The organism is Hymenobacter algoricola, from assembly GCF_039539525.1.
Classification (GTDB): Bacteria; Bacteroidota; Bacteroidia; order Cytophagales; family Hymenobacteraceae; genus Hymenobacter; species Hymenobacter algoricola.
On sequence record NZ_BAABDH010000103.1, the window covers coordinates 1 to 13247 of the forward strand.

The 13247-nt window shown below is 62.0% G+C and carries 12 protein-coding genes; 9 read left to right on the top strand and 3 right to left on the bottom strand.

The features are described 5' to 3' along the window. Positions 1–205 precede the first annotated feature (205 nt). Together ABD842_RS15925 and ABD842_RS15930 are read left to right on the top strand one after the other, a co-directional pair. Entirely contained in the window at positions 206–475 is a 270-nt protein-coding gene (locus ABD842_RS15925; protein WP_345116084.1) for a hypothetical protein, read from the top strand. 468 nt (positions 476–943) lie between these two features. Continuing rightward, the gene (locus ABD842_RS15930; protein ID WP_345116087.1) at positions 944–1339 is read left to right on the top strand and encodes a hypothetical protein; all 396 of its coding nucleotides are present in this window, start codon (positions 944–946) and stop codon (positions 1337–1339) included. Between the two features lie 236 nt (positions 1340–1575). Here the strand turns inward: ABD842_RS15930 and ABD842_RS15935 are convergent, their stop codons facing one another. Next, entirely contained in the window at positions 1576–1872 is a 297-nt protein-coding gene (locus ABD842_RS15935; RefSeq protein WP_345116090.1) for a NifU family protein, read from the bottom strand. A gap of 41 nt (positions 1873–1913) precedes the next feature. Further along, positions 1914–3017 (bottom strand): Mrp/NBP35 family ATP-binding protein, encoded by a 1104-nt coding sequence (locus ABD842_RS15940; RefSeq protein ID WP_345116092.1) that lies wholly within the window; start codon positions 3015–3017, stop codon positions 1914–1916. Positions 3018–3385: 368 nt separating this feature from the next. On the opposite strand from ABD842_RS15940, the gene dnaG reads away from it, so the two are divergent. The 7 genes from dnaG (at position 3386) to ABD842_RS15975 (ending at position 12385) form a co-directional block, all read left to right on the top strand. Then, entirely contained in the window at positions 3386–5470 is a 2085-nt protein-coding gene (dnaG, locus tag ABD842_RS15945) for a DNA primase (protein WP_345116094.1), read from the top strand. 192 nt (positions 5471–5662) lie between these two features. Continuing rightward, positions 5663–6736, top strand: a complete 1074-nt coding sequence (locus ABD842_RS15950) for a potassium channel family protein (RefSeq protein ID WP_345116097.1) — start codon at positions 5663–5665, stop codon at positions 6734–6736. Between the two features lie 129 nt (positions 6737–6865). Continuing rightward, positions 6866–8113, top strand: coding sequence for a glycosyltransferase family 4 protein (locus tag ABD842_RS15955; protein ID WP_345116099.1), 1248 nt, complete (start codon positions 6866–6868; stop codon positions 8111–8113). Further along, positions 8110–9303, top strand: a complete 1194-nt coding sequence (locus tag ABD842_RS15960; protein WP_345116101.1) for a glycosyltransferase — start codon at positions 8110–8112, stop codon at positions 9301–9303. The genes ABD842_RS15955 and ABD842_RS15960 overlap by 4 nt, the downstream gene beginning before the upstream one ends. Positions 9304–9405: 102 nt before the next feature. Continuing rightward, positions 9406–10653: a bifunctional 3,4-dihydroxy-2-butanone-4-phosphate synthase/GTP cyclohydrolase II gene (locus ABD842_RS15965; RefSeq protein ID WP_345116103.1), complete on the top strand. Its 1248-nt coding sequence runs from the start codon at positions 9406–9408 to the stop codon at positions 10651–10653. 221 nt (positions 10654–10874) lie between these two features. Further along, positions 10875–11441: a helix-turn-helix transcriptional regulator gene (locus ABD842_RS15970; RefSeq protein WP_345116106.1), complete on the top strand. Its 567-nt coding sequence runs from the start codon at positions 10875–10877 to the stop codon at positions 11439–11441. A gap of 161 nt (positions 11442–11602) precedes the next feature. Next, positions 11603–12385, top strand: coding sequence for a hypothetical protein (locus ABD842_RS15975; RefSeq protein ID WP_345116109.1), 783 nt, complete (start codon positions 11603–11605; stop codon positions 12383–12385). A gap of 100 nt (positions 12386–12485) precedes the next feature. On the opposite strand, the gene ABD842_RS15980 is transcribed toward ABD842_RS15975, so the two are convergent. After that, positions 12486–13247, bottom strand: coding sequence for an ABC transporter permease (locus tag ABD842_RS15980; RefSeq protein ID WP_345116112.1), 762 nt, complete (start codon positions 13245–13247; stop codon positions 12486–12488).

Consider the following 13247-nt stretch of genomic DNA (forward strand, 5'->3'; position numbering starts at 1 on the left):
CGGAATTTAAGGGTCGAAATTTTGCTGCACTTATAGTAGCGGTTAGCAGGCTGCATAACAGTAAGTTACGCCCATTCTCTTGACTTCTGCTTCCTAAGCCCCTTAGTAATTACATTGTACTTCGGTTGCCGGGCTGAAGGTTATAAAATACCCAACCATCGGCAATACGTAACGTTAGCGGTCAGCTTAAAAGACGACATAGAACATGAAATTGATGACAATAATTATGTTACTTTTTTGGCTGACTGCTTGTGACAATCGAACAGGCAAAAGCGTGGTGGGCCAAAAAGCTAAAACGATTCATATTGACAGTTTAAATATTAACAGTAATGAAATAAATGGTTCGGGTGGACAACCTTACAAGCAATCTCAAAAATGTAACTTTAGTAATTTTATCGCTGACAAGAAAACACCTAAACTTGCAAAAGACATTTATCTCGACAACGACTTGGATTTGCAGGAAAAGAATATGTAGAAAATAATACCAAAGAATTTATAGCAAATTTTGATAACGAAAGTTGCTTTACTGAAAATGACTTAACAATTTGGGCAAACATTGTGATTCTTGAATTTAGTATTACCAGGGAAGGAGAATATGACAAATCAATAATTGATGACTATATCAAAAAACTAAAATCAAATTGCAATGACTGCTCAACGACACAAAAAGAAAACATTAATAAATTTGGCTTGACATTGAAAAGTGAATGAAAAGAATTTTTGAAACACATAGACTGACAACTGGACGAAAAGAAAGCCGAACCGCTAACAGGCGTTTGGCAAAAAAAGCGGGCTCAGTGCTTAAATTAAGCTTTGTGCTTCGTGTCAAGTTTTGTAGTAGCAGACAGTTTAGTGCTTCGAAATCGCCAACTTCTTGTGGCCGCAAAACGTCAGCAGAGAGTGTAACATACGGCACTCAATACTAAACGATGAAATACGTAAAATGAATTATAAAACCCTGGCCTTGAAACCAAAAACTGTTTTCTTACTTGATGGACTGGGGGCTGTTTTAACGGCTATTCTTTTGACGACAGTTCTTAAGACTTTCAATGAATATTTTGGAATGCCTCGAAAGTCACTTACACTGCTTTCAATATTAGCGTCGACTTTCGCTGTTTATTCATTTTCTTGCTTTGCGTTTTCAGGCACTGACTCCCCAAAGCTTTTAAAACCTATTATTGGGGCTAATTTAACTTACTGTGTTTTTACATTGGGACTCGTGATATATTTTTACAATCAACTTACAGTTTTAGGTTTAACCTACTTTGTTGGAGAGATTTTGCTAATATGCGGCCTTGTTTGCATTGAAATAAAAGCATTAAAAGCCAGTAGTGTGTAAACTTGAAGCTGAGTGCTTCGAAACCTGCCCGAACGCAAGGGCCTGAACGATTAGCCGCTAAACCCGGCCCCACAACCACCGCGCCCCGCTGCCGCCACAACCCGGCAGGAGTGGGGCGCGGTGGTTTTCCACTCCTGGGCCACAACTGGGGCAGCCGACTGGAAATGCCCGGAAACACCAAGGGCCGGTCATAACAACCGGCCCTGAGCCAAAAACGAACAACCAAAAACCAAAAATTACCGGACCTGTCCGGCGGGCTGCTCTTCCATCGGCGTCAGGTTCACGGCTACCACCGACTGGATTTCGGGCACGGCTTTCTTCACCGACTCTTCCACGCCGGCCTTGAGCGTCATCGGCGACATGGGGCAGGTACCGCAGGCGCCCAGCAGCTCGAGGTGGAGCACCATATCGTCGGTGATGGCCAGCACGCGCACGTTGCCGCCGTCGGCCGCCAGGTAGGGCCGAATGGAATCCAGGGCCAACTCGACGCGGGGCAGCAAGGGGTGATTTTCGACGGCAGGGAGAGGAATCATACTTGAGTAAACTGGCGAAGACGCCGTGAAGTTCGGCAAATTTAACGGTTCATCTCCACTACCTGGGTGCGGGGCGCCACGGCATTGCGGATGGAAATCTGCCGGGCTACTTCCTCGGCCAAAGTTTCAAAGACGGCGCCGGCGGCGGTGCCGGGCTGCAGAATGGCTGGCGTACCCTGGTCGCCGTTTTCGCGGATGCTCTGCACCAGCGGAATCTGGCCCAGCAGCGGCACCTCGTGCTTGTCGGCCAGCGCCTTGCCGCCCCCTTCACCGAAGATGAAGTACTTGTTGTCGGGCAGCTCGGCGGGCGTAAACCAGGCCATGTTCTCCACCACGCCCAGCACGGGCACGTTGATCTGGGGCTGGCGGAACATCTGCAGGCCTTTCTGCGCGTCGGCCAGCGCCACTTTCTGGGGCGTGGTCACGATGATGGCCCCCGTCACGGGCAGGGTTTGCACCAGGGTCAGGTGAATGTCGGAGGTGCCGGGCGGCATGTCGATGAGCAGGTAGTCCAGGTCGCCCCACTCCACCTCGGTGATGAACTGCTTGAGCGCCGACGAGGCCATGGGGCCGCGCCACACGATGGCGCTGTCCGACGGGGCCAGGAAGCCGATGCTCATCAGGCGCACCCCGAACTTGACGATGGGCTGAATCAGGTTTTTGCCCTCCGGAGTCTGAAATACGTGCGGCTTTTCGTTCTCCACGCCAAACATCAGCGGCATGCTGGGACCGGAAATATCGGCGTCGATCAGGCCGACCTTGGCCCCGCTGTTGGCCAGGGCAATGGCCAGGTTGGCCGTGACGGTGCTTTTGCCCACGCCGCCCTTGCCCGAAGCCACGGCAATGATGTTTTTCACCCCGCTGAGCACGGCCGAGTTGGCCGCCCGGGCCGTAGTCACGCGCGAAGTCAGGTTCACCTTCACTTCCGCATCCTTGTCGACCATGGTATGGATGGCACGGACGCAGGCGTTGTGAATCAGCTCCTTGAGCGGGCAGGCGGGAGTGGTCAGGATGACGGAAAACGACACGGTTTTGCCGTCGATGTGCACGTCTTCAATCATGTTGAGCGTGACGAGGTCCTGGCCCAGGTCGGGCTCCTCCACGTAGCTCAGGGCCTTGAGAACGTCTTCTTTGGTAATGGCCATAGGTTGGAAATGCAGATTGCTGGCAGCAAAGATAACCCGGAAATGCGGGCCAAGGTTAAGAAGGCGGCAGGGAAGCGCGCCGGATGGAAAAGAACGTCATTCCGAGCAGGTGGCGCATCAAGCCAGGGACCGAGGAATCTCGCGTGCTGACGTTGTTGGAAGAAGAACGTCATGCCGAGCGTGGCAAAGCATCCCGCCCACTCTATTGGATTACCATTCCAACATCAGCACGCGAGATGCTTCGACAGGCTCAGCATGACCGCGCTATGAGTTTGTGAGTCAGATAAGCCCAAACTCCCCGCCGCCGACTCTGCTTTCCCTCGTACCTTCGTAAGCCTGTTGCCTCACCACCTATTGCCCGCACACCCTTGGCCCGCATTCCGAAAGAAACCATTGACCAGATCATCCACCTCGCCGACATCGTGGAGGTAGTAGGGGATTTTGTGAGCCTGAAGAAAAAGGGCCAGAACATGTGGGCCTGCTGCCCCTTTCACCACGAAAAGTCGCCCTCCTTCTCCGTAGCGCCTTCCAAGGGACTCTACAAGTGTTTCGGCTGCGGCAAGGCCGGGGGCGTGGTGCAGTTCATCATGGACATTGAGGGCAGCAGCTACGTGGAGGCCCTGAAGTACCTGGCCAAAAAGTACGGCATCGAAATCCAGGAAGAGGAAAAGACCCCCGAGCAGCAGCTGGCCCAGAATGAGAAGGACTCCCAGTTTATCGTCTCCAACTGGGCCAAGGACCACTACCACAAGCTGCTGCTGGAAAATGAGGAGGGCCAGAGCATCGGGCTGAGCTACCTGCGCCAGCGGGGCCTGAACCAGCACACCATCCAGACCTTCGAGCTGGGCTACTCGCTCGACGCCTGGGACGATTTGCTGAAAGCCGCCCAGAAGGAAGGCTTTCAGGCCAAGTACCTCGAAAAAACCGGCCTTACCATCATCCGCGAGGACGAGCAGGGCAAGGACTCCGGCCGCCGCTACGACCGGTTCCGGGGCCGGGTCATGTTCCCGATTCACAACGTGTCGGGCCGCGTTATCGGCTTCGGAGCCCGCACGCTCAAGGCCAACGACAAGACGGCCAAGTACCTCAACTCGCCCGAGTCGGAAATCTACCACAAGTCGGATGTGCTCTACGGGCTGTTTCAGGCCCGGCAGGCCATCCGGAGCGAGGAAGTCTGCTACCTCGTCGAAGGCTACCTCGACGTGCTGAGTCTCTACCAGGGCGGTATCAAGAACGTGGTGGCCTCGTCGGGCACCTCGCTCACCGAAAGTCAGATTCGCCTGATTGGCCGCTACTCCGAGAACGTGACGGTGCTCTACGACGGCGACGCGGCCGGCATCCGCGCCTCGCTGCGCGGCATCGACATGCTGCTCGAAGGCGGCCTGAACGTGCGCGTGGTGCTGTTTCCCGACGGCGACGACCCCGACAGCTACATCCGCAAGGTTGGCGACCAGCGCTTCAAGGAGCACCTCGACAGCGCCAGCCAGGACTTTATCAGCTTCAAGACGTCGGTCGTGGCCAAGGAAGCCGCCCAGGACCCGGTCAAGAAAGCCGAGGCCATCCGCGACGTGCTCCAGAGCATTGCCAAGGTGCCCGACCCGATCAAGCGGCAGGTGTTTCTGCAGCAGACCTCCGGCGCCTTCGGCATCGATGAGCAGGTGCTGATTACGGAGTACAACAAGCTGGTGAAGAACGCCACCCAGAAGGCCCCGGGCGCGGGCAGTTCCGGCGGCGCCGGCGGCGGCGGCAGCAAGGGCAGCAGCGCCTGGTCGAACGGGCAGCCGGCCGCGCCCCCGCGGGTGCCGGCCCCGGCCATGAGCCCCGAGGAAGAAGCCGAAATGGCCATGTACGGCGCCACACCGGATGATTTTGCCGCGCCGGGTGGCGACACTACTACGGCCCCCGACGACGACATGGAGCCGGTGCCGGATCTGGTGCAGGTCTGCGAGCGGGAAATCGTGCGGCTGCTGGTGCTGTACGCGGCCCAGCCGCTCAGCGAGGACATTGCCGTGGCCCAGTACATCTTCGCCCAGCTGGAGGAAACGCCCCTGCGCACCCCCATCTTTGCCGACCTGATGCACCTGTGCCGGGAAGAGATGAACGAGGGCCGCTGGCCCGAGGTGCGCCAGTTCATCCAGCACAGCCGCGCCGACATCCGCGCCGTAGTATCGGATCTGGCCACCGAGAAGTACGACCTGAGCCCGAACTGGAGCACCCACCAGATCTACGTGCCCCGGGAGCTGGACCAGCTGCAGCAGGCCTGCGACAACGCCATTCTGCGCCTCAACAAGGTGAACGTGCAGCGGGAGCTCAGCGTGCAGCTCGACGCCTTGCGCCACCCGATGGACGAGCTGACCATGCTCGAAACCCTGGGCACCATCAAGCTGCTCAAGGAAATGGACAACCGCCTCGGCGAGCTGCTGGGCACCGTAATTCCGCGCGGGGCCATGTGACAAATAAGCGTGTCATTGCGAGGACGAAGGACATTCCGCGCTTCAAGCGGCGTCAATCCGTCCTCTGAAAGGTGGCGTGCCCTATGAAAGCAGCAAGCCCTAACGTCAGAGCTTTCCAGGTAAACAACATCTGGCTCATTGTCCGGCACGGACTGCTTCTCCGTTCTCAGCTCTAACATCTCAGCTCCAACCATGCCCTCTACTACCAACAACCTGCTGATTTTGTGGAAGCGGGCTAATCTGAGCCGGTTCGTGCTGGCCCTGGTGCTGGCCGGCGTCAGCTTCGGCGTGGGCATCATCGGCTTCACGCTCATCGAGGGCTACAACCTGCTCGACGCGGTGTACATGACCATGATTACCGTGTCCACGGTCGGGTTTGGGGAGCTGCACCCGATGTCGCCGCACGGGCGGCTGTTTGTTTCCATCTACATCTTCTTCAACTTGCTCGTCATTGCCTACCTCGTGTCGGTGCTGACCACCTATATCTTCGACGGCGAGCTGCGTACCATTTTCAAGATGTTTAAATCCGACCACGAAATCCGCGGCTACTCCGACCACGTCATCGTCTGCGGCTTCGGCCGCAACGGGCGCAAGGCCTACCACGAGCTGCGCGCCAACGGGGCCCGGGTGGTGGTGGTGGAGCAAAACCAGGACCTGCTGCGCGACGCCCTGGAAGAAGGCGACGGGGCCGTTCCGGCCGTGTTCGGCGACGCCACCACCGACGAAACCCTGCGCGCGGCCGGCGTGGAAAAGGCCCGCGCCCTGATTACGGCCCTGCCCAAGGATGCCGACAACGTGTTTGTGGCCCTCACGGCCCGGGAGCTGAACCCGGGCCTGAAAATCATTGCCCGCGCCAGCCTCAAGACCAGTGAGAGCAAGCTGCTGCGCGCCGGGGCCGACTCGGTGGTGATGCCCGACGAAATCGGGGGCTCCCACATGGCCAACCTGGTGATGCGGCCCGAGGTAATCCGCTTTCTGGAGATGATCAACGGGCTGGGGCCCAACAAGCTGCGCCTGGAAGAGCTCAGCTACCGCGACCTGGGCCAGCAGTGGAAGGGCATGAGCATCCGCGAGCTGGACATCCGCTCCCGCACCGGCGCCACCGTCATCGGCCTCAAGCTGAATACCGGCGAGTTCGTGGTCAGCCCCAACGCCGACACCCGGCCCGAGGGCGGCGACATTCTGCTGGTGCTGGGCACCGAGGAGCAGGTGGCCGCCCTGGTGATGGCGTTTAAATACCTGGGCCCCGCCGCCCGCCGCCGCTAGCCGCCGCTGGTGCCCAGCCAGAGTTTTTCAATGCCGCGGGCGGCCAATAACGCCGCCGCCTACCCACTGAAAAGCCTTTCTGCGTAGCTTTGCGGCCCGTCCCTTCCGCGTGTCCTCCGCTTCCTTTTCGTGCGAATCCTCCAAGTCTGCCCCCGCGTGCCATTTCCGCCCCACGACGGGGGCGCTATTGCCATGTACGACGTGGCGGCCGGCCTGGCCCAGCAGGGGCACCAGGTAACGGTGCTGGCCATCAACACGCCCAAGCACGCTCAGCCCGCCCACGTGCTGGACCACCTGCCCGGTGTGCGCCTGGTGACGGTGGACGTGGATACCCGCCTCTCGCCGGTGAAGGCCCTGAAAAACCTGCTCTTCAGCCAGCTGCCCTACAACGTGGAGCGCTTCGTGAGCCCGGCCGTGCGGGCCCGGCTGGCGGAATTGCTCGAGCAGGAGGCGTTTGACGTGGTGCAGATGGAAGGCACCTTCGTGGCCTGGTACGCGGGCTACTGGGTAGAGCCCCTGCCCGGTACGCCCACCAGCCGGTGGGCCAAGCTGCCGCCCGTGGTGCTGCGGGCCCACAACGTGGAGTACACCATCTGGGAGCAGCTGGCCGAGAATACCCGCAACCCGCTCAAAAAGTGGTACCTGCGGAAGCTGGCCCGGCGCCTGAAGCAGTTTGAGCACTGGATGATGCACCGCTTCGACGCCGTGGCGGCCATCACCGAGGCCGACCAGCAGCGCCTGCGCCTGCTGGGCTGCCAGGAGCCGGTGGTGTTCGTGCCCGCCGGCGTCGATTTGAACCGGTTTCAGCGCGACCCCGCCATCCGGCCCCGGCCCCGGACCCTGTTTATGATTGGCTCCCTGAACTGGCTGCCCAATCAGGAGGGCCTCGAGTGGTTTTTGCGCGAAGTATGGCCCCAGGCCCGCGCCCAGTACCCCGAGTTAGAACTCCACATTGCCGGCAAGGACACGCCCGAGCACATCCGCCGGCTGCAGCTACCCGGCGTCACCATGCACGGCTTTGTCGAGTCGGCCGCCCGCTTTATGCAGGAGTACGAGCTGATGCTGGTGCCTCTGCTGAGCGGGGGCGGCATGCGCATCAAGATTATTGAGGGCATGGCCCTGGGCAAATGCATCCTGAGCACCGCCCTGGGCGCCGAGGGCATCCATGTGCGGCCGGGCTTCGACATCGTGCTGGGCGACTCCCCGGCCGAGTGGCTCACCCACCTGGGCCGCTACTACCACGGGCAGCTGGGCCAGCAGCTCATCGGGCCGGAGGCGGCCCGCACCATTGCCCGCCTCTACGACAACCGCCGGGTGGTGGAAAGCTTCCTGGATCTGTACAGCGTGGTGCTGGCCCGCAAGGTCCCGACGGCATGAGTGTGGTAGCCGCGGTCCTGCTCTGGGGAAGTCTGCTGCTGGTGGCCCACACCTACGTGCTGTTTCCGCTGCTGCTGGCCCGCCTGGCCCGGGGCCGCCGCCAGAACCAGCTCGTGCACGCCCCCGACAGCCCGGAATTGCCCGCCGTGGATATTCTGCTGGCCGTCTACAACGAGGAGCAGGTGATTGAGGAGAAAATCCGCAGCACCTTCGCCACCACCTACCCGCTGGATAAACTCACCTTCTACATCGGCTCCGACAACTCCGCCGACCGCACCAACGCCCTGGTCACCCGGCTGGCCGCCGACTATCCCCGCATCCGCTTCCGGCCGTTCGGGCAGCGCACCGGCAAGCCCGGCGTCATCGAAGCTCTGGCCCGGGAGGCTACGGCCCCGGTGCTGGTGCTCACCGATGCCAACGTGTTCTTCGCCCCCGACACGCTTTACCAGCTCGTCAAGCATTTTCAGAACCCCGCCATCGGGCAGGTGGGTGGCAATATCATCAACCCCGAGCACCGGCGGGAGGGCATTTCGGGCCAGGAAAAGGCCTACCTGGAGCGCGAGAACCGGATCAAGTACCAGGAAGGCGTGGTGTGGGGCGCCATGATCGGGGCCTTCGGCGGCTGCTTCGCCGTGCGCCGCTCGGCCTACCACCCGGCCCCGGCTTCCTTCCTGGTCGACGACTTCTTCATCTCCATGGCCGTGCTGCGCGACGGGCTGCAGGCCATCAACGAGCTGGACGCGGTGTGCTACGAGGATGTATCGGACCGGCTGCCGGAGGAATTCCGCCGCAAGGCCCGCATCTCGGCCGGCAACTTCCAGAACCTGCACGCTTTCCGCGGCCTGCTCTGGCCCGTGTGGTCCGGCCCGGCCTTCGCCTTCTGGTCACATAAGGTGCTGCGCTGGCTGACGCCCCTGCTGCTGCTGCTCATGCTGGGGGCCAACGCGGTGCTGGCCGCCGCAGGCGGCTGGTTTTACCCGCTCATGCTGGCCGGGCAGCTGGCCGGTCCCGCCCTGGTGGTCCTGGACTGGGTGCTGCGCCGCGGGCCCGGCCTGCATTCCCGCTACCTGCGCTTTCTGACCCACTTCTACAGCATGAACGCGGCTCTGCTGCTGGGCTACTGGCGCTACCTGCGGGGTATCAAAACCACCGTCTGGGAGCCCACGCAGCGCTTCCAGCAGGCCAAGTAGTCCCCGCCCCGTGGCAAAGCCCGCCGATACCCCGTAACTTCGCGCCGCCGTCGCCGGTTGTACAGCCGGAGCCTTCGTTATTCCACCCGCTCCCCACTTCCCATGCTTGATTCCATTGAAGACGCCATTGCCGATATCCGGGCGGGCAAAGTTGTAATCGTTGTCGACGACGAGGACCGCGAGAACGAGGGCGACTTTATCTGCGCCGCCCGCTGCGCCACGCCCGAGGTCATCAACTTTATGGCCACCCACGGCCGCGGCCTGGTCTGCGCGCCCATCACCGAGGCCCGCTGCGACGAGCTGGGCCTGGAGCTGATGGTGGGCCGCAACACGGCCCTGCACGCCACGCCCTTCACCGTCAGCATCGATTTGCTCAAGAACGGCGTGACCACCGGCATTTCGGCTTCCGACCGCTCCAAGACCATCCTGGCCCTTATCGACCCCGACACCAAGCCCGAGGACATGGGCAAGCCGGGCCATATCTTCCCGCTCAAGGCCCGCAAGGAAGGCGTGCTGCGCCGGGCCGGCCACACCGAAGCGGCCGTGGACCTGGCCCGCCTGGCCGGGTTTGAGCCGGCCGGGGTGCTGGTCGAAATCCTGAAGGAAGACGGCGAAATGGCCCGCCTGCCCGACCTGGAGCTGGTGGCCAAGCGCTGGGACCTGAAGCTGATTTCGGTGCAGGACCTGATCAAGTACCGCCTGCAGAAGGAAAGCCTGATTACCCGCGACATCTCGGTGCAGATGCCCACCGAGCACGGCGACTTCGAGCTGGTGGCCTTCACCCAGCGCTCCACCAACGCCCAGCACCTGGCCCTGGTGAAAGGCGACATCAGCGGCGACGCGCCCGTGCTGGTGCGCGTGCACAGCTCCTGCGTGACGGGCGACATCTTCGGCTCCTGCCGCTGCGACTGCGGCTCCCAGCTGCACCAGGCCATGCAGCAGATCGAGCGCGAAGGCCGCGGCGTGATTGTGTACATGAACCAGGAAGGCCGCGGCATTGGCCTGCTCAACAAGCTGCGGGCCTACAAGCTCCAGGAAAACGGCCGCGATACGGTGGAAGCCAACCTCGAGCTGGGCTTCGGCATGGATGAGCGCGACTACGGCGTGGGCGCCCAGATCCTGCGCGACCTGGGCATCTCCCGCATGCGCCTGCTCACCAACAACCCCCGCAAGCGCACCGGCCTGGTGGGCTACGGGCTGGAAATAGTGGATACGGTGCCCATCGAAATCGTGCCCAACAAGCACAACGAAGGCTACCTGACCACCAAGCGCGACAAGCTGGGCCACACCATCCTGACCAAGGACCGTACCGCCCACGCCGACCCCGACGCCGCCGTTTCGGTAGGGTAGCGGCGAAGCTGAGGTAGCGAAACAGCCCGTTCTGCGCCGCAGGACGGGCTGTTTCGCTGACTGTTCTTTCCCGGCTGGGGCCGCCCGGGGCTGATGATGTACAAGCACAGAGGAAACGATTCTACGGGGACGAGTAGCTTATCTTTTAAAAAGTTGAAAATAAGCTACAGTCTCCGTAGCTTATTCCTGAATAAATTGAAAATAAGCTACATCCTTACGCTATGGCCCGGCGCGCTCATTATTCCTCGAATCTGTTGGCCCAGGTGCGGCGCTATTTTGCGCTCCACCAGCAGCACCTGGCCGATTTGCTGGGCGTGAGCCCGGGCCTGATCAAGCACATTGAGGCGGGCCGGCGCGACATTTCCGGGGCTGTGCTCCGGGGCATCACGCCCCTGGCCCTGCTGGTGCCCGAAGCCGGGCCCTACGACGCCACCGAATTCGACGACCTGCCCACCGCCGCGCCCGCGCCGGCCGAGCTGGAAAGGCGCCTGCGCGTGTGCCTGCACTCGGCCGGGCAGCTGCGCTGGAAAATGCGGCCCCTGGCCCGGCGCACCCGCTTTGCCAAGCGCTGGCAGCTGGTATTGCCCGGCCTGCTGGCCGCCGCCCCCGCGGCCGCCCCGGAAGCGGCGCCTGTGCCCCGCCTGCGGCGCTGGCTGCTCGCCCGGCAGGCCGATGCCGCCGCCGACCTCGACGCGTACACCTCGGCCCAGTGGCACCTGCTGCGGGTGCGGGCCGAAGCCCTCGAAGCCGAAGCCGCCGCCCTGGCCGCCCTGCTGCCGCCGGAGTAGGCCCGGAGCGGAAGCTACCGGAACCAGGCGGCTGGCCCGGCCGCGTGAACCAGGCGGCCCCGTCCGGGGTTTGCGCAGCATGGGCCCGCGCTGCGGGGGCCACTGAAAATTGGTGGTGCCCCTTGGCTGTCGCGCGTTTTTTCGGCTATCTTTCCCCGGCTATGACTACGTCTCGTTTCGTCTTTATTTTCCTGCTCGGCGGGCTGCTGGCCCTGGCCGGTACCGCCCGGGCCCAGCGCACGGCCCTCATACGGCAGTTTGCGGGCAGCACGGTGCTGCTGACCACCGGCGACACGCTGCAGGGCCCCCTGGTGCTGCACCCGGCCGAGGATGTGGTGCGCATCACCATGCCCGACAACACCATCAGCACCCTCTCGGCGGTGGCCGTGCAGAGCTTCGCCGTGAAAGGGGAGCAAGAGCGGCTCCGCAATACGGGGTTCTACGATTTCTTCGACGCCCGCCAGGGCTACTACTACGGCAACCCCTACTACAACGGCATGCTGCCCCGGCAGCGCCGGGAGCGGCCCGATACGAGCCTGGTGCGGGTGTACCGGGTGTACCGCTGGAACCACGACAACGACTACAGCGACTTTAAGTCGCCGGGGTTCTTTGAGCAGCTCAGCCGCGGGCCCCAGGTGCTGCTGCGCCGGGAGGTGCAGGTGGAGCGGAACGTGAACACCATGCCGGGGGCCTACGGCTACGGGTACGGCAACGGCTCGCGCTACGGGGGCACCTACTCCGATATCCAGGACAAGTTCTACCTCGGCACGCCGGCCGGCAATGTGGTGCCGCTGCGCAACCCCAAAAAGGATCTGCTGGCCGTGTTCCGGCCGCAGGCCAAGCAGCTGGAGCAGTACGCCCGGGAAAACAAGCTCAGCTTCACCGAGCCCCGCGACCTGGCCTACATCGTGAACTACGCCAACTACCTGCAGGCCGCCAAGTAGCAGGTAGGGGCAGGGTGGGAAGTAAGGCACGCAAAAGCCCCGCCGCCCCAGGGGCCGGCGGGGCTTTTGCGTCGCAGGCAATCCTTCGCCGGACGGGCGGCTACAAATCCCGGTGGCGCAGCAGCCAATAGCTCAGCAGCCAGAACAAGGCCGCGTACGCCAGGGCCAGCGGCAGCGCCTGCGCAGGCAGCAGGGCGCCGGAGGGGCCCGTAACCGTGTCGAGCAGCTCCTGGCCGGGAGTGGGCGTGAGGCTGGCAAAAACCTTGGTGGGGAAGTAGCGGTCAATTTCGTCGGGAATCAGCAGGCGCACCACGGGCTCCAGCACCCAGGCGTAGAGCATGTAGGCCAGAATGGCGGGGCCGCTTTTGCGCAGCAAAAAGGCCAGCAGCGCGGCCAGGGCCAGGTAGCCCAGGGCCTGCACGCCGTAGAGCAGCACCGCGCTCAGCTCCTGCGTGGCCTGCCCCGCCGACTCGGGCGAGCGGGTCAGGCCGTAGAAGAAGCCCACGCCCAGCACCACGAGCATGCCAAACAGCGCCAGCCCCCCCGACACGGCCAGCTTGCCCTGCACCAGTCCCGCCGCCGAGCTGCCGTCGATAACCTGCTGGCGGAAGGTGCGGAACTGGAACTCGTCGGTGATAAGGATGATGAGCAGGATGCCCAGCAGCAGGTTGAAGTAGCTGGCCACGTAGCTGAGCTTGTGCCACAGGGCCGGGAAGGCATACAGCGAGTTGCCCACGGTTTGCCCGTTTAGCACCACCCCGCTGCCCACGGCCACGAACAGGGCCAGCAGCGCCACAAACAGCAGCAGGATAAACCATACCGTGCGGTAGGGTAGAATTTTATGGAGTTCGGCGCGCAGCAT

Excerpts from the sequence above, each read along its gene's own strand:
- ABD842_RS15970 (WP_345116106.1), top strand. The coding sequence starts at position 10,875 with ATGGCCCGGCGCGCTCATTATTCCTCGAATCTGTTGGCCCAGGTGCGG.
- ABD842_RS15940 (WP_345116092.1), bottom strand. The coding sequence starts at position 3,017 with ATGGCCATTACCAAAGAAGACGTTCTCAAGGCCCTGAGCTACGTGGAG.
- ABD842_RS15950 (WP_345116097.1), top strand. The coding sequence starts at position 5,663 with ATGCCCTCTACTACCAACAACCTGCTGATTTTGTGGAAGCGGGCTAAT.
- ABD842_RS15930 (WP_345116087.1), top strand. The coding sequence starts at position 944 with ATGAATTATAAAACCCTGGCCTTGAAACCAAAAACTGTTTTCTTACTT.
- ABD842_RS15980 (WP_345116112.1), bottom strand. The coding sequence starts at position 13,247 with ATGCTGCGCGCCGAACTCCATAAAATTCTACCCTACCGCACGGTATGG.
- ABD842_RS15965 (WP_345116103.1), top strand. The coding sequence starts at position 9,406 with ATGCTTGATTCCATTGAAGACGCCATTGCCGATATCCGGGCGGGCAAA.
- ABD842_RS15925 (WP_345116084.1), top strand. The coding sequence starts at position 206 with ATGAAATTGATGACAATAATTATGTTACTTTTTTGGCTGACTGCTTGT.
- ABD842_RS15935 (WP_345116090.1), bottom strand. The coding sequence starts at position 1,872 with ATGATTCCTCTCCCTGCCGTCGAAAATCACCCCTTGCTGCCCCGCGTC.
- ABD842_RS15960 (WP_345116101.1), top strand. The coding sequence starts at position 8,110 with ATGAGTGTGGTAGCCGCGGTCCTGCTCTGGGGAAGTCTGCTGCTGGTG.
- ABD842_RS15975 (WP_345116109.1), top strand. The coding sequence starts at position 11,603 with ATGACTACGTCTCGTTTCGTCTTTATTTTCCTGCTCGGCGGGCTGCTG.